This is a genomic window from bacterium (assembly GCA_040755755.1).
Taxonomy (GTDB): Bacteria; SZUA-182; SZUA-182; order DTGQ01; family DTGQ01; genus DTGQ01.
Genome location: JBFLZW010000036.1, coordinates 70,925 through 91,101, shown reverse-complemented (window position 1 = coordinate 91,101; position 20,177 = coordinate 70,925). Strand labels below are relative to the sequence as shown.

17 protein-coding genes, 1 pseudogene and 2 riboswitches are annotated in these 20,177 nt (G+C 52.4%); of the genes and pseudogenes, 11 read left to right on the top strand and 7 right to left on the bottom strand.

The features are described from left to right. Window positions 1-98: 98 nt before the first annotated feature. From AB1611_12760 to AB1611_12750, 3 genes are all read left to right on the top strand, one after another. Window positions 99-920: an alpha/beta hydrolase gene (locus AB1611_12760; protein ID MEW6380461.1), complete on the top strand. Its 822-nt coding sequence runs from the start codon at window positions 99-101 to the stop codon at window positions 918-920. Window positions 921-1,039: 119 nt separating this feature from the next. Beyond that, complete coding sequence (locus AB1611_12755; GenBank protein ID MEW6380460.1) at window positions 1,040-3,265, top strand: hypothetical protein; 2,226 nt, start codon at window positions 1,040-1,042, stop codon at window positions 3,263-3,265. A gap of 338 nt (window positions 3,266-3,603) precedes the next feature. After that, the gene (locus AB1611_12750) at window positions 3,604-4,317 is read left to right on the top strand and encodes a family 16 glycoside hydrolase (protein ID MEW6380459.1); all 714 of its coding nucleotides are present in this window, start codon (window positions 3,604-3,606) and stop codon (window positions 4,315-4,317) included. On the opposite strand, the gene AB1611_12745 is transcribed toward AB1611_12750, so the two are convergent. Continuing rightward, window positions 4,301-4,444, bottom strand: coding sequence for a hypothetical protein (locus tag AB1611_12745; GenBank protein ID MEW6380458.1), 144 nt, complete (start codon window positions 4,442-4,444; stop codon window positions 4,301-4,303). The genes AB1611_12750 and AB1611_12745 overlap by 17 nt on opposite strands. Before the next feature lie 101 nt (window positions 4,445-4,545). Then, window positions 4,546-4,733: riboswitch (cobalamin riboswitch) on the top strand. A 134-nt stretch (window positions 4,734-4,867) separates the two neighbouring features. On the opposite strand from AB1611_12745, the gene cobT reads away from it, so the two are divergent. After that, on the top strand, window positions 4,868-5,932 hold the full coding sequence (gene cobT, locus AB1611_12740; protein ID MEW6380457.1) for a nicotinate-nucleotide--dimethylbenzimidazole phosphoribosyltransferase: 1,065 nt from the start codon (window positions 4,868-4,870) through the stop codon (window positions 5,930-5,932). Between the two features lie 165 nt (window positions 5,933-6,097). Here cobT and AB1611_12735 read toward each other — a convergent pair whose 3' ends face one another. Together AB1611_12735 and AB1611_12730 are read right to left on the bottom strand one after the other, a co-directional pair. Further along, on the bottom strand, window positions 6,098-8,095 hold the full coding sequence (locus AB1611_12735) for a TonB-dependent receptor (protein ID MEW6380456.1): 1,998 nt from the start codon (window positions 8,093-8,095) through the stop codon (window positions 6,098-6,100). A gap of 223 nt (window positions 8,096-8,318) precedes the next feature. Next, window positions 8,319-8,517, bottom strand: a riboswitch (cobalamin riboswitch). Window positions 8,518-8,548: 31 nt separating this feature from the next. Continuing rightward, window positions 8,549-8,884 (bottom strand): IS200/IS605 family accessory protein TnpB-related protein, encoded by a 336-nt coding sequence (locus tag AB1611_12730; protein MEW6380455.1) that lies wholly within the window; start codon window positions 8,882-8,884, stop codon window positions 8,549-8,551. A gap of 41 nt (window positions 8,885-8,925) precedes the next feature. Here AB1611_12730 and AB1611_12725 point away from each other — a divergent pair. Beyond that, window positions 8,926-9,161: pseudogene (locus AB1611_12725) on the top strand (transposase). A 334-nt stretch (window positions 9,162-9,495) separates the two neighbouring features. Here the strand turns inward: AB1611_12725 and AB1611_12720 are convergent. Together AB1611_12720 and AB1611_12715 are read right to left on the bottom strand one after the other, a co-directional pair. After that, the gene (locus tag AB1611_12720) at window positions 9,496-11,439 is read right to left on the bottom strand and encodes a hypothetical protein (GenBank protein MEW6380454.1); all 1,944 of its coding nucleotides are present in this window, start codon (window positions 11,437-11,439) and stop codon (window positions 9,496-9,498) included. 33 nt (window positions 11,440-11,472) lie between these two features. Next, entirely contained in the window at window positions 11,473-12,315 is an 843-nt protein-coding gene (locus AB1611_12715) for an AAA family ATPase (protein MEW6380453.1), read from the bottom strand. 162 nt (window positions 12,316-12,477) lie between these two features. On the opposite strand from AB1611_12715, the gene AB1611_12710 reads away from it, so the two are divergent. Further along, complete coding sequence (locus tag AB1611_12710) at window positions 12,478-12,663, top strand: hypothetical protein (protein MEW6380452.1); 186 nt, start codon at window positions 12,478-12,480, stop codon at window positions 12,661-12,663. A 52-nt stretch (window positions 12,664-12,715) separates the two neighbouring features. On the opposite strand, the gene AB1611_12705 is transcribed toward AB1611_12710, so the two are convergent. Both AB1611_12705 and AB1611_12700 read right to left on the bottom strand, forming a co-directional pair. After that, on the bottom strand, window positions 12,716-13,858 hold the full coding sequence (locus AB1611_12705; GenBank protein ID MEW6380451.1) for a hypothetical protein: 1,143 nt from the start codon (window positions 13,856-13,858) through the stop codon (window positions 12,716-12,718). A gap of 1,158 nt (window positions 13,859-15,016) precedes the next feature. Continuing rightward, window positions 15,017-15,154 (bottom strand): hypothetical protein, encoded by a 138-nt coding sequence (locus AB1611_12700; GenBank protein MEW6380450.1) that lies wholly within the window; start codon window positions 15,152-15,154, stop codon window positions 15,017-15,019. On the opposite strand from AB1611_12700, the gene AB1611_12695 reads away from it, so the two are divergent. The 5 genes from AB1611_12695 to AB1611_12675 all read left to right on the top strand — a co-directional run bounded on the left by AB1611_12695 (window position 15,141) and on the right by AB1611_12675 (window position 19,958). After that, window positions 15,141-17,228, top strand: a complete 2,088-nt coding sequence (locus AB1611_12695; GenBank protein ID MEW6380449.1) for an Ig domain-containing protein — start codon at window positions 15,141-15,143, stop codon at window positions 17,226-17,228. The two genes, AB1611_12700 and AB1611_12695, sit on opposite strands and share 14 nt — an antisense overlap. Window positions 17,229-17,447: 219 nt before the next feature. Next, window positions 17,448-17,729 (top strand): Lrp/AsnC ligand binding domain-containing protein, encoded by a 282-nt coding sequence (locus AB1611_12690; protein ID MEW6380448.1) that lies wholly within the window; start codon window positions 17,448-17,450, stop codon window positions 17,727-17,729. Further along, a complete protein-coding gene (locus AB1611_12685; GenBank protein MEW6380447.1) occupies window positions 17,705-18,469 on the top strand; it encodes an indole-3-glycerol-phosphate synthase in 765 nt (254 codons plus the stop codon). The genes AB1611_12690 and AB1611_12685 overlap by 25 nt, the downstream gene beginning before the upstream one ends. Then, window positions 18,466-19,251 carry a phosphoribosylanthranilate isomerase gene (locus AB1611_12680; GenBank protein ID MEW6380446.1) on the top strand — a complete coding sequence of 262 codons (786 nt, stop codon included), beginning with the start codon at window positions 18,466-18,468 and terminating at the stop codon, window positions 19,249-19,251. The genes AB1611_12685 and AB1611_12680 overlap by 4 nt, the downstream gene beginning before the upstream one ends. After that, the gene (locus tag AB1611_12675) at window positions 19,248-19,958 is read left to right on the top strand and encodes a dihydrofolate reductase family protein (protein MEW6380445.1); all 711 of its coding nucleotides are present in this window, start codon (window positions 19,248-19,250) and stop codon (window positions 19,956-19,958) included. Before AB1611_12680 ends, AB1611_12675 begins: the two co-directional genes overlap by 4 nt. Window positions 19,959-20,177 lie beyond the last annotated feature (219 nt).

Sequence of the window (20,177 nt, the reverse complement as noted above, 5' to 3'; positions counted from 1 at the left end):
AACAGGTTATTGCTGTTTTGCTTCCATTTAAATTTGTCAGCACATTCGAGCGGTTGAATGGCTGGATCCATCAATATCTCTAAATTCAGGAAAAAGTGATGCCGAAAGTTTTGGTAAATCAATTAGCTATCCATTATCAGCAGCATGGAAAAGGTCCTGACGTTGTTTTGATTCACGGGATTACCGGGAACCTGTCCATCTGGTTTATGAATATTTTACCCGCCCTGGCCAAAAAATACCGGGTCACCGCCTACGACTTGCGGGGACACGGATACAGCGACCGGCCAGCGTCCGGATATACCTCGGATGAAATGATTGAAGAGTTGAAAGGCCTTTTGGACCATCTGAAAATTACCCGCGCCCTGCTCATCGGCCATAGCTTCGGTGGGGCGATCGCTCTCCATTTTGCGGCTGCCTATCCTCAGCAAACGGCTGGTTTGGTGATCCTGGATGCAGGTATCCCCGCCTTGCTGCACCTTCGGCGGCTCGATGACTGGCAGGGATGGGAGCTCTACCGGGACGATCTGGAGCGGGTGGGAATCCACACCGAGGAAGAACTGGTGGATGTGGAAAATGTTGTGCGAAAAAGTTTTTATGTACCTATCCAGCATGGCCTTCGCATCGGGGGCACCAGGCAATCGGACCGCCTTGTGCATCTGATCGAAGATACTTCGGTCTTGAAGGAGTTTCGGTCGGTAAAAAGCTTGACCGAGGAGAAAATCTCTCAAATTTCCTGTCCTGCCTTTTGCATCTATGGTTCTTTTTCTCCTTACCGCGCTATTGGAGAGCGACTCAAAGAAATTATGCCGGATTGTGAATTCGCGACGATTTCTGACCAGGGGCATTTCTATCCAATGCAATCACCTCATGTTCTCCTGGAACTGCTCGATAAATTCTTTCCCAGAGTGGACTTCAAGTAAAAAACCTCAAACAAAGGAGGGATTATCAATGAGAAGATAACAGGTTCTTGGTATTTCATGGTTCAGGTGGATGGAGGTTAACGGTGGATTTTTTACTTAGTCAAGGGGGGATAAAGGCCATGAGGAAAAATGCAGTGAAGTTTTTAATCGCAGCACTTGGTATCTCGATTCTTATTCTTGGTCGTATGGGTTTTGCCGTCGCCAGTCAGGCGGATCAGCAGTCCGTATGGGAGATGATTGGCCAGAGGGGTTTCGAGAAGGTCAGTGAGGACGGGTTTGGTTCCCGGCATAACAGCTATGCATGGTCAATGGCTTGGTTCAAGGGAAAACTGTATGTTGGTACGAACAGGGATATGCTGTGCTATCTGTCTATGGTGTTTAAACCGGAGGACTACCCTCCGGTAATACCCGATGTGGAATGTCCGGATAATCCGGATTTCCGTGCCGAGATCTGGGCTTATGATCCTCAGGTGAATAGATGGGATCGGGTCTATCAATCTCCGGAAATATCTTCGGGAATAGCACGGGATCAAGGATATCGGGGCATGATAGTGGCGGTCGAGCCGAATGGAACGGAGGCCCTGTACGTTGGAGGATACCTCAGTAAAGAACTGCTGCCCAACTATCCCGCCAGACTCCTGCGGAGTACGGATGGGAAAAATTTCCAGGAGGTCAGAAGCAGGGTGCCGCAGGTCCTGGGAAATGTCGAAACCTTCGGATTGCGGTCATTCGCTCAATATAAAGGAAAACTGTATCTGACCGCCAATATGAATCTGCCGGAGCGGCCCAGGCTTATGGAGATAGACCTGGCCACGGTCACATCCGAGGGGGGGACAGTAACCGCGGATATCACCCAGGTAAACCCCCCGGACGTCCAGCCTTTCGAAGTCGAAGTGTTCAACAACTACCTCTACGTCGGAACAGTAGACCCCGATAACGGCTTTTCGGTTCTGAAGACGGATGCTGCTGCAAAGAATGCCAATGGGCACTATGCCTTTACGCCGGTAGTCACGCACGGCGCCTGGCGTCGTGATCGTCTGGGAAGGGAAGCCTATAATCTGAATGAATATGTAATCAGTATGTGTACCTTCCGCGATCGGCTCTATATCGGCACGGGTTGCGGTCTGGGAGGGTTCGATTTCGTGACCAAAGTAGGACCTGCACCGGCAGAAATAATCAGAATCAATCCGGACGATACCTGGCAGCTTGTCTGCGGCAGGAGCCGCATGACTCCGGAGGACGGATTCAAGGCCCCCATCAGCCGCCTGCCTGCCGGTATGGGTAATCCATTCGCAGGGTATATATGGAGAATGGAAGTTCATCAGGATTGGCTCTATGTAGCTACCATGGACAGCAGTATCACCCTCCGGAATCCCGACATAATGGACCTGCTGAACGAGGCAAGTCCCGATGTTTTAAGCATACTGGATATTGTCAAGGGCAAACCGTCGAGCGGCGGTGATGGACAGAACCTGCCGGGTGTAGTAGGCGAGAGAGTTACCAACCTGATTGCCGGTTTTGACCTGTGGAAAACCCGTAACGGTGTTCAGTGGTATCCGGTTACCATGAACGGCTTTAAGGATAAATTCAATATTGGCGTTCGAACCATGGTTTCCACCCCCCTGGGGCTTTTCATAGGAACAGCTAACCCCTATTATGGCGCTCAGGTCTGGCTCGGAGATGACCACTTTCCTTTTGCCAGAAATCTCCAGGCCGAGCCCGATGGCGATGGCGAAACGATATCGATAAAGCTGCGCTGGACAGCTCCTGCCGATTCTTCAGTCAGCCACGTTTATCGTAAACAGCTTCTCGGAGGAGATGGCATCGGACTGTTGAAAGATGATGATGCAGGGATTCTGGGTTTTGAAGAGGTTGCTGTCACTTCAGAGCAGTACTATGTTGACACCGATGTGGAGCAGGGGAAAACGTATATCTATCAGGTGAGATCTGAAAGCAGTGTCGGAGAGCTGTCAAACCGCTCAAACCTGGCTCTGTGTCGAATACCTGGTGACAATATGGAAGTTTTTACCCAGAAAATCCAGCAAATCCGGCAGGACCGTCAATCCGGTCAATGGGCGCAGATAGTTACTTTGATCAATAATAGCGGCGAGGTACTGTCTTCCCCCTTGAGTTTTATCCTGGAGGGGCTCCCGGATGGTATCTCTCTGCTGAATAGATCGGGAACCGCTGAGAATGGCAGTCCCTATCTGAAAATTTCCACCGGTTCAAATGGCTTGCTCCCAAAAGAAAGAATCCGGCTTCAACTCCGCTTTTCCAATTCGTCTCTCTCCCGCTCCCGCATCAGTTATACTCCATTTGTGGTGGCTGATCCCCTGGAGCCATAAGGTTTCTCCTCATCGCTCATTATTGCTCACTACGAAGGGGCGCCCTTTTCACCAGGGCGCCCCTGACGATGGATACCGGATAATATCCAGCCATCCAGCCTGACCGGAAAGCCGGCCCGTGTCTGCCGCCCCCATGCCTGCCTCAGTTTCCTGCATACAGAGATGTATAGACCTGCCGAAGTAGATATTTCTTACTTATAGTTCCGACCTATTTTACATATTAATTACTTGGATAATAAGTATAAAAGCCATAAAATCTGTTCTAAAAAATGTACTAAACATCCGCCATCTTGGTAACCTAGTACTTTCAAGATAGGCCACTTAAAGGAGGAATGCGTATGATGTATTTCAAAGGTACGGCTCTAAAAAAATTGTGCTTGATCCTGGCTGGTATCTCCTTTTGGGCATTCATTGCCGGGAACGCCGGCGCTCAACTCATGGTTGAGAATGCGAACAATTCGGATACCCTTGCCTCCGCTGGGGAGGTGCTTGCCGGGGATGGGTTTTTTGAAGACTTTGACCGTGGCCGGGCTGAAAACTGGATCGACGACGAGTCAGGGGTATGGTCTTTTACGGACAGTGTTTACCGAATGGCGGGTAGTGGCGCAGGAGCCTTGAGGGCCAGTTGCTATAATGCTCCTTTTGATAACTTTACCTATCAGCTCGATGTTCGGCGGATGCAGGGCAATCCGGATGCCTCCCAGGGTATGGTTTTCCGGTTGAGTAACACGGGCAATTTTTATGTATTTGCCATAGCGAGCAGCGGCTATTACAGCGCCTTTAAGTTTGACGGACGCAACGGGTACGAGATGATACCCTGGACCACGAGTCCTGCTGTCAAGCAGGGGCTCAAGGTATGGAATACCCTGAAAGTGGTCTGCAACGGGCCGACGATAGAATTTTCCGTCAATGGCACGGCATTGAAAACCATCAAGGACAGCGCTCCGTATCTATCCGGTATGGTCGGAGTATTCGCCGTGGATGAACAACCAGGAGCGCAAGGCAATCCTATCGTGGATTTTGATAACGTCAGGCTTACCGGTGCCCGCTGATTTTATCCTGGCTGGCTCTGGTCTTGCAGGATAAGCGGCTTATCCGAAGATTATTGATATTGGCATCGACACACAGGCGGGGGCAAACCCCGCCTCTCGTTGTGAGAAGCTCACAGATGTTTCCCATTTCCCTTTATCGATGAGGGAGGAGTGTTATAGTCGCTCCCATCAGTTTGGTCTGTGAGTATTCTTTTTCCTTGACACTGAATGGCATATATTTTATAATTTATCGAAATATGATTCACAGGAAAAGCCAGAGAAAGGCTTTCAAGGGAAAATGGTGGAAAACCATTGCGGACCCGCCGCTGTAACCGGGGATGAAAACTGCACAAAGCCACTGCCTTCGATGGGTGGGAAGGCGCAGTGAGTAAGATGATCCGGAAGCCAGAAGACCTGCCGGTGAATGGGGAAGATATATGATTACCCCTCGTGGATTAGGGTGTGGTTATGCTGGAGAGCGAGGATGGAAAACGGCATCCCCGGGCTTATGTGAGAATGAGTCCGGGGATTTTTTTTGATAGATAGTATAACATTGAGCAGGAGCTTGAATATGAATTTATTGGAAGCAACCCTTAAAGAAATTGTTCCTCAAGATCCGGTTACCCGTGCCAGGGCGAGAGAGCGTCTTTCCCAGCTCACCATGCCCTTCTGGGCGCTTGGCCGCCTCATGGACCTGGCTGAGGATCTGGCAGGCATAACCCGCTCCAGCCATCCTCCAGCCACGAGAAAAGCCATCGTCATCATGGCCGCCGATCATGGAGTGGTCGCAGAAGGAGTAAGTAAATATCCGCAGGAAGTAACCGCCCAGATGGTCAGGAATTTCGTGGAAGGAGGAGCGGGCATTAACGTGCTTGCCCGGCTGACGGGCAGCCGAGTGGTGGTAGTCGATATGGGAGTAGCAGGCGATCTGAGCTATCTTGTCAGGGATGGGAAGATTATCTCAAAGCATATGGGCTCTGGAACAGGAAATATTGCCCACGGTGCAGCCATGAGCCGCGACCAGGCTGTCCGCTGCCTGGAAGCCGGGATTGAGGTAGCCCGTGAGCTTGGACCGGCAGTCGATATCTTCGGCACAGGGGACATGGGCATAGGCAATACAACCCCAAGCAGTGCTATCATCGCTGTTCTTGGCGGATTTCAGCCTGCGGAAGTAACCGGGCGAGGGACCGGCATCGATGATCGTCAGTGGCAGCATAAAATCTCTGTTGTCAAAAAGGTTATTGAAGTGAACCAGCCAGACCCGCGGGATGCCCTGGACGTAGCCGCCAAAGTAGGCGGGTTTGAGATTGCCGGTATTGCCGGTATGATCCTTGGCGCTGCTTCTTTGAGAAAACCGGTTCTGATCGATGGATTTATTTCAACGGCCGGTGCTTTGATTGCCCATCGGCTCTCTCCTCATGCTGCCGGATATATGATCGCTGCCCATCAGAGCATGGAACAGGGCCATAAAAAAGCCCTGGAAGCCCTGGGGAAAAAGCCCTTGCTGGATCTTGATCTTCGGCTGGGAGAAGGCACGGGAGCGGCTCTGGCTATGAATCTGGTCGAAGCTGCTGCAGGTATCCTGACCGGTATGGCCACTTTTGAGGAAGCCGAGGTTTCCCAGGCGAGTGAGTAAGAAAGCGAGCATATCCCAAACTACTGCACAACTCTCAAGGCTGTGAATTCATCTGCCACAGCAGGGAGCCCCTGTGTCGGGGGCTCCCTGTTTTTCGATGAGGAGAATGAAAATAACCATCACCCCCACCCAGCCTCCCCCCTGCCAGACGTCAAGCGGGCAACCTCACAGGCTGATCTTGTAAGACACTCCTGCCATATAGTTTCTTTCCGGTGAGGGATAGTAGTACATCTCCCTGAGGCGGGTGCTGTAGCCGGTGTATTCGTCATATTGCTCATTGAACAGGTTATTGACTGCGGCCCAGGCATCGAAGCCCCTCCAGCTAAAGCGAAGCAGGGTATCGAGCGTGGCATAGCTTTTTTGCTTTTCTCCTTCATTTTTCCAGTCCGAGATGCCAAACTGGCTGCCTGCCCAGCGCCCCTGCACATCCAGGCTGAAGTACCTCCACAGGGCCGCATGGGCGCCAAGATGTGCTTTATGTTTGGCCACCCCCGGAATTTCCCTCTCTTTATATGGCCCGGAATCCAGTTGAGAATCAAGGTAGGTGTAAGAGCCGGATAGCTTGATCTTCCGGCCCAGCAGAGCCTTGGCATTAACTTCCGAACCATACCGGAGGGTTTTGGGGTAATTGGTATTGGCACCGAAAAATCCTTCCGAGGGATCGAAAAAGATTTCCTGCGAGGTATCGATGAGGAACAGGTCAGCCCCAAGGCTCAGCCAGTCCTCAAAGCTGTGCTGGATGCCAAGATCATATTGCCTGGTTTTCTGCGGCTTCAGGTCCTTGTTCAGTCTGGGGCTGGAATAAGCCGAATAGAGCTCATCCGTTGCCGGAAAGCGAAAGGACTGACCGAAGGAGAAAAAAGCCTTGCTGTTACTGGCGTAGGCCAGGACCAGTCCAGTCTGGAATGCTTCCATATCATGATCAGCCTCATCGTCCGGCCCGGCCGTAGTAAATCTGTACCTTGCCTGCTCCTGCCGATAACCGAGGGTTGCCAGCAGGAGATCGGGAATTATGGCTTGAGTATCGAGGGCATAATAGCCCGCTGTATCTCTCCTGATCTCAAGGTCGTTCAGGGTATCGTCCAGACGGTCGTTATAATAATCGAGGCCGCAGGTGAGGGTGTTCGTGTATCCGGCAAATGAAGTATTCAGGGTATATTGGGGCAATATTCCCCATCTTTCGATGTGGGTGCTCATGACGATATTAAAGTTGGGATCTGATTCGATCCAATGTGAATCCGGTTTTTTGTCCCGGTAGGAGAGTGAAACCCTGAGATTGCCAAAGTCTCCAAAATCACCCTGCGGGGTGAGATGGAAGTAGTACTCATCCGTACTGGCCCAGTTTTTGGGATTTCTGGAACCAGAGCGGCTGTAGGTTTGCAGGTCCGATTGAGTCAGATAACCGGCAAGTCCATACTTATCCTCCTTATAACCTGCGGTCAGATCACAGGAAAAGCGCTCCGGGAAAGTAAGGGATAGTCTCAGGCCGGTGGTTTTATTCCGGGTGAAGCTGTTTTGCCGGTAGCCGTCCATTTCCTGGAATCCGGCATTGACATAATAGCTGAACGGGCCTGATGAGCCGCTCGCTCCCACGGTTTCCTTATGGTTCTGATAACTGCCATAATGCCCGGCCAGGGAAAAGGAAGGCCGGCCTTCTCCTTTTTTGGTGATGATATTAATGACTCCCCCGACAGCCCGGTCGCCGTAAAGAACCCCGCAACTGCCCTGGATAACCTCGATCCGCTCGATTCGATCGAGCGGAATCTGAGTCCAGTCAACGCCGCTCATATCGATTTCATCAACCCGGCGGCCATCGACCAGAACCAGGTTATTCAGCGGCCCGCTCTCGCCGAATCCCCGAAGATCGACCGTGGTGGTTCGTCCGCTTCCCGTAAAATCCTTGACCTGTATTCCCGCTCCGTCGCGAAGCAGATCGGGTACAGTCTGGGCAGGGGATTGCCGGATATCTTCTTCGGTAATGACCGTAACCTGCGAGGGGATTCTGGCGGTTTTCTCCTGGTTGCGTGTCGCGGTCACGACGATTTCAGGCAGGACAATGGACTTTTCCGAAGGCTGCTCTTTCTCTCCGGCCAGAGCCGGAGGAGTGAATACGAAAAACAGAACAACTGCGGGCATACAGGCCCGGAACAGATTCTTTCTCATCTTTTTCTCCTTAGATAATAGAAATAGTAGAAGTCATTAAAAATCAGCGCCATAACCATAAGATCATGGCTGATCCCCATAAGAATTACTTTCCTGCCGGTCTTCCTCCTTTCCTGGTGGGGAGAAAAAGAAGAGAACAAAAAAAAATCCTTAATGCTTCGTTTCGCATTAAGGATTGCACCCTGCTTCTTCACCCTTATTCTCAAATCCCCGAAGAATGGTGATTGGAAAAACGATAACAGGCAGGTCTTCTGACTTTCGGATCGTTCTACTTTCTTCCGCCTTCCCATCTCCGTCTGGTTCAAAAGAGACAGTGGCTTTGTGGAAGATTTCGTCCCCGATTACAGCGGCGGGACCATGTTCGACTTACACGAACTTCCCTCTTGCATCCCCGAAGGGGAACCTGTTACCCGATTACGATTTATTCATGTTGCTTCGCTCAATAGGTCAATGTTATTGGTTGTTGCCCGGTAAAATTCCCTGCCTTTCCAGAAAGTTCCTGACTATCTCGAATAGTTGCCTCCATGTCTGACTGGTTTTACAGGGATTGACCGACCGGAAGAAAACACGGTTTTCCTCACAGCGCATCTGCAATATACTCAGCAACTCCCGATAATTCCAGTTACTGAGCGTCTTTCGGAATGCTTTCCCTCTCTTGGGTTGTTTGCCTTTTTTGAGGTCTTGTAAGTTTTCCACCACTACCAGCTTCAAACTTTCCCAGGGTAAACTCTCCTTGACAATCTTGTGAAGATAGTTAGAGCCGAAAAAATAACGGGAAGTATGATACACTAGAGAGGATAAATCAATGAAATATAAAGGAAGTGATAGAAATGCAAAGCAGTTGCATATCCTCTCTGTATCAGCTTCCCGATATTCTATGGGAGCATATGGAAACCCTCTTACCCGCCCCAAAGCCCAAGAAGAAGGCAGGACGACCACGGATGGATGATCGTCAAGCTATGAGAGCTATATTTTACCTCCTTCGTACTGGATGTCAATGGGAATCATTGCCTCGATGTCTTGGGGCAGCCACACGGTGCATGATCGATTTCAGGAGTGGAAGATAGGAGTGGCAGTAGATGGGGCCAATCGACATGATAAGAAAATGATGCTCCCAACCCTGGAGGGTGGCCACACACCCCGGTGGAGTTTCCACCATCTCACCTCTTAACGGTGGCTTCGTTGCTGCCTTCCGTGTCTTGAATCACGTCAGCTTGCTCCACAACGATTGTCATTTTCGGAGCCGACTCGCCTTTACCCTCAAAGGATTACGGCCTACTGCCTCCCTGTTTACGCTTCACCCATGCAGTTACCTGCATAGGCGCAAAACCTGGTTCTGGCTGTTGGTTAAGCTTTACCAGGTTGGCTTCTCAACTATTGGAAACATGTGCGTAGAAGGATCAGCGCAGAGGATGGATGAAATCTTCGGCGTAATCGCGTACCCGGTGATTGCCAAGGACATGAAAGAACCGCAGGCGGTCCAGGTATTGGCGGGGATAGAGACTCAGGTCAAGGTAGATTACCCGCTTGCCCAGAAACTCGCATATCCGGACAATGCTCCTGCGGGGAGGGCTGGGTGCTATGTAGAGGACGGTTTTTTCATTCGAATAGGCGGCTCCGGCCAGGAGCAGCCGCTCGGCGTGGCAGGAGGCGAACGAGAAGTCCGGATCGATCCAGATATCGGAAAGCCCCGGACGGTTGTAGCTCGCCAGAAATCCGCCATATTCGCAGCGGAAGATCTGCGGCCCGATAGGATGGTCGAGTGGAGAGGTGGCATAAAAAGCCCGCTCGACCTCTTCCCACCTCTCGCGGGTCCAGGTCCGCAGGTAGGGAAAATCGCGGTCCCGGTAGCTCTCATGGAAAATGACCACGACCGAGGTTACGGCCGCTTTGCACGGCGCCTGACGGCGGATGTAGATCTGCTGTCCACCCCTGATCTTCCAGTGCTGGATTGTCTCCCTGATGTCAATCCCTTCTCCCAGGGTGGTGGTGAAGGGCTCGATCCGGGTGATGTTTTTATTCAGCAGGCCGGTGGCCTTGTTGCATAAAAGGTCGGTAAAGGCATTGAGTTTTTGATCCTCCGGACAATGGGAGCACTCTCCCAGGAGGGCCTGGTTCTTCCACTTTTCCGGCTGAAGATCACGGCCTTTTCTTTTGACAAAATCCCTGGCCTGCTTTTCTTTCTTCGGGGGACGGGGCCGGAACCTGACTCTGGTCGAGCCCAGTTGCAGGTCTTCGGCCCGCAGGAAAAGCTCCGGCAGGCCGTCAGGGCGATAAAAGGGATAGAGGCTGCTCTTCTGGTAGAGAACATAGGAAAAGGTTTCCCCCAGACAGTTTCTTGCAGCCACCAGAAGGCCGTAATGGTCCAGGATCAGACGCCCCTGCTCCCTCGCATAGGAATAAGCATAGCGGTTAAAGACCTGGATCTGCTGGGGGGTGAGAGTTTCATGCCAGGTTTCCCGGTAGGTCCTGGCAGCCATATCGAGGAGCCTTGCCTGGTAATCCTGGCGGGTCGCAGAGCCCTCCTCCCCGCTCTGAATCGCCTGAGCCCACAGACCTTCAATAGCCGGTATCTCGGACATCACCTCCGGCAGGCAGTCCGGATGTAACCGGGCCAGATAGCTTTGCGGATTCTTCCGGTCCGGCAGGGGCTGGGCAAAAATCTGCCTGCCAAGCTGGCGTCTGATGCCCGCAAGGTGGGCCAGGCCGCATACCAGAAGCACCCGCCTGCCCCGCCCTATCTCCTGCTGAATCCGCCAGGCCATGCTGATATCCCGCTGAAGGTCCTTTTTTTCCCGCTTCAGCCGGATATTGAGAGAGGCAGGGGAAATCCCGTGCATCAGTATTCCCAGGGAAAGTTGAACATACCGGGAATACCCCAGAGATTCCAGAGCTGCCGGATCAGGCAGGAGGTCGATGACCGGCGGGTAATCAGGATCGGGGTCCCGGTCGATCCCATGAAACGGGATATTGTTTTTATGGCAGAACCAGGCCGCGGCACAAATCGGGTCCACAGGCTCGATCAGGAAATACACCGCTCGCTTCGCCCCTCCCTTCTCACCCTTGCGGGGAGGGAAAACCACCACGGAAATATTCGGCAGCCGGGCGACAGCCTTTTTCATCAGCAGCTCAAGGTTTGCGGGAAACTCAAGCAGGACGACATCCGGCTGCACTTTCCTGATTGCCTGTAAGGCCACCCTGGCCATTTCCATGCTGCCATGCAGAACCGGCAGCGTATGGAGGTTTTTCAGCGCAGGAAGACCACCACAAAGCCAGTCGGTCCGGATATCCTCCCGGTCATCAGCCGTGGATGTGCAGGCTCGATCGGATTCAGCGTTATCCATAACCGTCAATTCCTGGTTGCACTTCGATTTCCCCTACAATTCGCGCAGGAAATACTGACCCGCTTTTTTGCCCAGCACCATGCGCGCAGCCTGCTGCACTTTAACGGGAATCTCCAGTTCGGGGTATTCCTGTCCCAGCAGGCCCGCGTAGTGGGCGATATTGACGCCATCACGGATTGAACAGTCTTCCTCCCGCTCATGGGCCACATGCAAAAAATCCGCTACATATTCCAGTATTTCAGCTTCGGTCGAGGGAAGATTCTGACGCAGGATAGCCAGTTCCTCATCCCGGTCGGAGAAATCGACAAAGATCTGAGGCTGAAGCCGGGACTGAATGTATTCCGGCAACTCGAAAGTGGACATATCCTCGTTCATGGTGGTACAGAACCGGAAATTCGGGTGGGCGTGGATCTTTACCCCGGCCACCACGGATTCCACATACCTCCGCCGGTCGAGCAACGGGGCCAGAGAAGCCCAGCTTTTTTCCGACATCCGGTTTCCCTCGTCCAGAATAACGGTTCCGCCCCTGACCATGGCACTGACGATGGAACTGGCCATGTAGCGGATGGAACTGCCGCTGCCGATCACCGGCGTTATGATCAGGTCTTCCGGCCTGGTGTCTGCCGTAGCCTGAAACAGATACAGAGACTGGCCCAGACCACGGGCCACGCCACAGGCCAGGGTTGTTTTGCCGCTCCCCGGTTTTCCGACAATCCGCGGATTCATGGGCATTTCTCCCTTCCGGGTTTTCCATGCCGCCCGCAGCTGCCGAACCAGGTCCTCCTGGCCGATCCACTCCACCTCTACCTGATCCGGCTCACAAAGATAGATAGTAACCGAACCGATTTCTACAACGCTATTGCCCTCATTCTTCAACAAATACTCTCCTTTTGCACGGGGGTCGAACTTATTACATTGATTATTATAGGCCAGCTTACTTTGAAAATACAACAAAAATTTCCCTATGGTGAGTAATTAATGATATGAGCCAAGGCTGGAGAGCGATTGAACACGGGGGTAAGAGCGAAGGGAACTTTCTTGAAAAGGCAGGAAAGGAGCCATTGTGGGCTCTGGTTTTCCCTGCCCCGGAAGGAGGATGTGCATGCAGCAGGCATGCGCAAGGCTCATTCCCGTCTCTTTTTTCATTCCAGAACACCGAAGGGAACACAGGACCATGAGCACCGGCAAGCTCAGGGTCCCTCGTCCCTCCGGTTCCCGGAATGATACTAGAGAGAGATTTAAGAATGCCCTGCCTTTTAAAAAATCAGAAGAATGCTTATTTGATATCCACGAAGACGTTTATCTCGACTGCTGTCCCTGCCTGATCTTCCGAGGATCCAGGTTGTGGATCGATACTCATCAGAATCTTAAAATCAGTAGTCCCTTTAGTCTTACCGGGTGTGACCTGAATAGCTGCCGGGAACTCATTTTCCGGCTTATCCTTGTTATAGGACAGATTGAAGTCAAGAGCATTATTGGTGCTTGGGGTAAAGCTGTCTTTAGTCGCGGCGGCTGCTGCCGTCGTTACCGCGGCGGTCCTCAATCTGCCGAGAGAGACTGCATCAAGCATCTGTCTATCAACGGAATCTGCAACCAGGGTGAGGGTTCCGGAAAAGGTCGAATCCGGAATAGGATTGATGATTGGCAGAGGCACCAATACTGGCTGACCAGGCTGAGCGACAAGATCATACCGCTGGAAATAATCCCAGTTATTTTTCTCATTCCTCTCGTAATTCTGCCCGCAGAGAAAATTGGGATTTCGCACCATGTCAACAGCTATTCCATAAGGATCAATGAGCGGCCAATAAGCAGCGGCGTCCCCGTCCGGGGTAATCCGAATTCCTGCTGCCGAATGATCGTTTTTCCTGAAGAATGGACTCACTGCTCCCCCTGCCACGGAGGTGAAGAGATCACCGGAATCAACCTGAGCATACAGGCTGCATCCACCCACCGGCTCATGATTCCACCATACCCACGTAGTTTTAGATCCTCCGGGAGGCACCGACTTGAACGGGATTTCAGCCAATCTGGCTGATGGCGGTCTATTCAGGCAGGCACACCACCTTTTCTGGGCATAGACTTCGAGGTTCACGTTGGTAGCTTCGCCATACCAGTGGTTATGCACGGTAACCGGAAAGACTACCCCGCTGGGCAGCTTATAAAATTTACCGATATGAACATCGAGGTCTGGATCATAATACCAGGACCAGGACACGAGGTCCGGATACCAATACAGGGAAGTATCCGTCTGGGAAGCTGATAAAGACGATACATCCGCAGATGATGAATCCAAAACTGCTTCTGCAGCTAACTGAGCCAGGCAGATGCTGCTCAGGCTGATCACCAGTGCCATACAACCCAGGATGACTGCTGCCCGCCGGGTAAAGATTTTAAAATTTACGCCTGTTTTACTCCTCATGATTTTACCCCCTCATTTATCCATACACTCAATAGCATTTTGTTGAAAAGCACCGCAACCTTAGATAATTTCCATCCAACCACCTCCTGAAATCCGGGATATATGCTCTGGATACTCCGCCCTGTTTGCTGATCATGACTGGCCGCGATTTTATGTGCGGTGTACTTAAGGAATCTGCTGAATATTAACCTGGATGTTTGAATAGCTCCTGTACAGGCAGAAAAAACCCGGCCGGTTTGGCACTTCCTGTGAGGGCAGAAAATCCACAGCAACGCTCAGTGTCTGCTTGCGAATCTTCCCGCTGACCTGGTAGATAATAAAAGCGTCGGATCTATCTTTTGGACCGACTTTTAATAGTACAACGAGGCTTTTTCCCTTTCCCTTACATAAGAAGAGTGGTTAAAGGACCCCCTTGGTTTTGTTCACCCCCACCCAGCCTCCCCCTTGAGGGGGGAGGCTGGGTGGGGGTGATTTATTATGACCATTCCTCTATCACTCCAGAAAAATCTCGTTGTACTGTTAATTTCCGCTAATAAATTCTTCCTGAAAAAACCGATTATTTTCTTCAGGAATATCTATTGCGTGAACATTTATTGCATACTATGTGCCAGGTGTTTTTTCCTCACTGCTCGGTCTGCCGGTGAAAGATGCCTCTTCCAATGGCAGATTAACCGGCTTAAGTTCTAAAGTCGATCGTCGATCTATGATACGGCAAAAAACGTAAATCCTGTTTACTTACAGGTCTGATGATATGCCCTGGATACTTGTGAGCCAGCAGAGGTTTCGACTCTATGATGCTCTCTGTAAATTATATTTACAGAAGTTTCCGTTTGTTTACCGGTATATTTCCGATCACCCGATCAGGCCGGGGTGCAATGCTTTCGGCCAGAACCCAAACATTCAGCCCACGGGCTTCACGGGGTATCTTCTGGGCATCTTCAGTTGAACCCGGATGTTCCCCATGTCCCTTTTCTCAATGAGGAGGGTGAAAATAACCATCACCCCCACCCAGCCTCCCCTGCCACAGGGGCTCCCTGCCTCAAGGGGGAGGAGAATAGTGGATGCTCCCATACAAGATGGGGAATATCTAAGTTGAACCCTTTGCCCTTGAATCGGATACTCAAATACGATAATATCCGCGCCAAAGCTCGAACAGTATTATATACGGTTCTCCTGAAGGCCGTTACTCGACACCGTTGCCGAGGTACCCTTCACCTGGCCGTCCAGGGCTGATTGAGCTTCACGGGATATGCTGCCATGAGGAAGGAGAGCAGAGAACTTGATGGATAAATTCATGGATAAATGCAGTCTGCAAGAGAACATCGTGCAGGAGAACATCGTTCCGAAACCAGGAGCAGGAGCATTGGGATTTTTCCTGGCAGGGCTTTTCCTGATAGTGTTTCTTCTGAGCCCGCAGCAGGGACTTGGGGCAGAGCCGGCAACCTTGCAGGAGCAGCTCAACCGGGATATTTCAGCCCTGTTCCGGCATCCTTCCGGCCAGACATTCCGTCAGTTCGGGGAAAAATCCGCTTCTTTTTCTTACCAGCCTCCGGTGAAGTGCGCCACTCCACTGCTCAGGCAGGCCATGCAGAACCGGGAGCTTCTCTATCCCGAAAACAGGTTCATCTTACATCGTCCTACCGGTTTTTCCGGTCCTGACTATTATGGGTCCGGCGTTGAAGTCTGGTCATATTCTACCGCCGAGGGGCATTTTCGCATCTACTACACTGAGGACAACAGTCATGGCGATGCGGTCAGTAATATGGATGGTTTGGTAGATGGCCAGAAAGCCACGATTCCTGAGTATGTGCTTCGGTTTGCCCAATACTTTGAGCAGGCATGGTCGTATGTTACCGGGACACTCGGCTATCGTGCACCGATAGAGGCCGGTGAGCGGATCGAAGTTTTCATCCTGGATATGAGCTGTTACGGCAGCACTGTTGCCGACAGCAAAGGATTGTACATCATGGTGGATAATAATTACCAGAGCATTCATGATAATCTGGAGCAGGAAGGGAAAGTGATCGGAGCAATGAAGATCACCGCGGTCCACGAATTTTTCCACATCGTGCAGGCGGACTACGATCACTGGCCGACATCATCCGCAGATAACATGTGGTGGGAGGAAAATACCGCTGTCTGGATCGAGGATGAATTATATGATGGGATTAACGATTATCTCAATTACCTGGGCTGGCCTTATAAGGACCGTAACGATAACGGCATGTGGGATTCCGGCGAGCCGTATTTCGATATCCGGGGAGATTCAAGCTCAACCGGGCGGGAAAAGGGATGGTTCGATTATCCTTCCGTTTCAATCAATAAGACGGGCAATAATTCTCCCTTTTACGCCTTCGAATATGGAGGGGTCATCTGGGCCAAGTTTCTCTCGGAACATTTCGGCCAGGAAATAGTACGGACTATTTTTGAGCGGATTCAGAATCCCTCCCAGGACATCTTTCTGGCTATGGATGAATCGATTCAGGAAGCGGGTCAAGAGGCGGGTCAGGACTCAGGCCGCAGCATGGCTTCCCTGTCTGAGGCATTTATCCGGTTTAAACTGGCCAATCTGCGCCGCAGCCCGGAAGATTACGAGGAGGGAAGCACGTATCCCGTGCCCTTCCATCAGGAGTCGTACTCGACCTATCCGCTCCATATTGAGGCTGGCAGCCTGCCTTACCTCAGCTCCCGGTATTATGTTTTTCACAAGCCTCCCGCCGGTCAGACACTTCACATCCATTTTGCTGGCGGAGCAAAGCCACCAATGGCTGTTCTGGCCATTCCAGCCGCCTCATTCGGGGATTCTTCTCCTCAATTCGGTGACTATCATCTCATCCCGCTCGATAATGAGCAGCAGGAGGGCGACTTTGATTTTTCTTTTGACCAGAACCAGTCCTTCACAAAGCTGATCGTTGTCCCCATAAATCTCTCGGTAGCCGCAACTGCTTATTACACCCTGGAGGCAGTGACCAGGAGTAATGGTGATATCCAATTACCGCAAAATCATCCCCCCCTCTTCGAGCCTGTCGATGACCAGGGGGTCGATGAAGGTGCGATTCTCACCTTTACCCTGACCGCTACCGACCCCGATGGAGATAACCTGACATACTCCGCCAGCAATTTACCAGCCGGTGCAGTCTTTAATCCTAATACCAGGGAATTTAGCTGGGGACCAGGTCCCGGCCAGGAGGGAAGCCATGAAGTCACCTTTACCGCAACCGATGACAGTGATACTCCCTTAAGCAGCTCGGTGACGGTCACGGTTATTGTTCATGGCAAGAGCGCTTCGCTCACCGATGAAAATGCTTCGACAAATAAGGCAGGTTGCTTTATCACCTCATGCCGGTTCTGGGTTAAGGGATCGCTGTGATTGCAGTATGGGGAACATCAGGCAGGAGAAATGCCTGATTGACAGAGCCGATGGTGATGAGATATACTGAGTTTCTCAGAGAAAAAGCTCATCAGCGGTATTTTATAGTCAAGCGCCATTACCATAACACTACATTATACGATAACATGCTATAAATAATAAGTCGTACCATCCATTTTCGACTCAGCGTTTTTCCCCTAACGAGAAAAGGAGTCATGTATGATCACGGCACTGGTAATGATTAATTGTGAAATGGGCAAGGTTCATCAGGTCGCCGAAGATCTGGTCAACCTGGACGGAATTGCCGAGGTGTACTCCGTATCCGGCGAGTACGACATCATGGCCATCATTCGGGTGAAGGAGTACGATTTGCTGTCCAAGCTGGTTTCGGAGGATATCGCCAGTATCGGCGGCATTGCCAGGACAAGCACCCACATGGCCTTTCGCTGCTACTCAAAGCACGATATGGAGCGAATGTGGTCGGACTTCCTGGGAGCCTGAGCAGCACAGGAAGTAGTGGCCAAAGCAGCAGCCGCCTGCTCTCCGGAGCGATCCTGGAAGCACGGGGACGGGGTGATATCCCGATCATCGCCGATATCAAGCCGGTTTCACCCCGCGATGGTGCCCTGGTGGGGCAGCGCGATGCGGCAGGGCTGGCCAGGGCTCTGGAGAAGGCCGGAGCATGTGCCCTGTCAGTGGTGACTGAACCACAACACTTCGGCGGCAGCATCAGGATGCTTACCGAAGTGGCTCAGGCAGTCTCGGTGCCTGTTCTCAGGAAAGACTTCATCTCCTCAGCCGGGCAGATCGACGAGTCTTTCACGGCCGGTGCGGCTGCTGTTCTGCTCATTCTGGCTACCATCCCTGAATCCCTGGTGCCCGCCCTCTACCAGCGGGCAGGTGAGCTTGGAATGGAAGCGCTCGTGGAGGTCCATACCCGGCAGGAGCTCGAACGGGCACTGGCGTTATCCCCTCTTCCTGCCATAATCGGTATCAATAACCGGGATATTCGAAACCTCGAAAAGGATAGCGGTACCGTGCGGCTGACCGAGGAACTGGCACCCCTGATTCCCGACTCCGTGGTGACGATCTCCGAAAGCTCCCTGCGCACCCCTGAAGAAGTGCGACGGGCTCTCGAAGCAGGAGCGGATGCGGTCCTGATTGGGACAGCCATTCTGCAATCGAATGATCCTGCAGCACGCCTCACGGACCTGATCAGCCAGGTCAGGAGGCAGGTATGACCAGAGTCAAGATATGCGGCCTCATGAGCCGCAGCGATATCGATATGGCCGTGGCTGCGGGAGCGGATGCTCTCGGCTTTGTGACCGAGTATCCCGTAGCGGTGCCGTGGAATCTCACCCGTCATCAGGCTGCGGGGCTGGTGGCCGGGGCCCCTCCGTTTGTGACTACAACCGCAGTCGTGGGCGGTGCCGTGCGGGATATGGTGGCTATCGCCCTCTGTGTCAGACCGCATTTTTTACAGCTCCACGGCGATGAAACCATCGAGGATATCCAGGCTGTATGCCAGGCGCTGACAGGTACCGGCATCAAGGTCCTGAAAGCCCTCCGGATCAATGTGGATACCGGCAAAGCGCAGTTCTCCGTACCCGATCCGGTTGAAGCCTGCCGCATTCTTGCCCAATCCGGCCTGGCCGGGCTGGTGGTTGATTCCAAGACCTCCAGCCGACCGGCAGGCACAGGCGTTGCCCTGGACTGGAACAGTATCCGTGATGTAGCAGCCACAATCCGCCTGCCCCTCATCCTGGCCGGAGGCCTGACCGTGCATAATGTCGCCCAGGCTATTGCCACGGTACAGCCCTATGCAGTGGACGTGATCAGCGGTGTGGAAAGGGAAACAGGGGTGAAGGACGGGCAATTGATGCACGATTTCGTGAAGGCAGCAAAGGCCGCCGGGGATTATAGCGGCTCTCAATTGCCTATCCTCCAAAAAGACAAAGACAAAAGGCAAAGAACACCACTCAAGACACAGAGGCACAGAGGTAAGCCCGGAGCAAAGCAATGAATAGACCCTATACCTTCATGCTGGTGGCTGTCAGCCTGGACGGCAAGATATCGCCCCGCAGACAACCCGGACAGCCCAACCCCATCGGCCCATCCCTTATCGACGCGGATATCATGAAACTGCACAATGGACAGCGAGCCAGAGCGGACGGCATCATGGTGGGTCTTAACTGCATCCTGCTGGATGATTCTCGCCTGACTCTGCGTGATCATACGGGGAAGAATCCCACGCGCATCGTGCTGGACGGTCTGGCGGAGATTCCGCCGACAGCCAGGATCCTGAATTGTGAAGATGCGCCTACCATCATCGCCGTAACCAGGGACGCACCTGCCGAACGGGTCAGTGCTTTCCAGGAGCGCGGGGCACAAATCGTGACCTGCGGCCGCGGCAAATATGTTGACCTGCCGCAGCTCATGAGCGCCCTGCACGAGCGGTTCGGAATCAGGCGGCTGCTGGTCGAGGGCGGCGGGACCGTGCACCAGTCGATGATCGCTGCCGGACTTTACGATGAGCTTCACCTGATCATCTGCCCCTTTGTCATCGGCGGATCCTCCTCGATCACGCCCGTGGAGAGAAGCTCGTTCTGGGTGAAAGGGAATATCCCTGCATTCAGGCTGGATAAGGCCGATATTCTTGGTGACTATCTTTATGTTATCTATAAACCGGCGGAACAACAGGCGGGCGGTGAGCCGCCGGGTGGTGAGTAAGTACACTGCTCGGGAATTACCCCGCCAGATGACCTTGCGGCATTATAAGGAAAGCAGCGTCTTGCCGCCGCACTCCAAAGCGGCTACCGCCACTTAAGGCAAGCAAATGGAACTAATGTAGGGTGGGGCTGCTTTTTTGCCCCACCAAATACCGCACGCGATCTCATGGTCAGTTCTAACTGGCCGCGTATTTAATGTGCAGTATACTTATTGCATCGT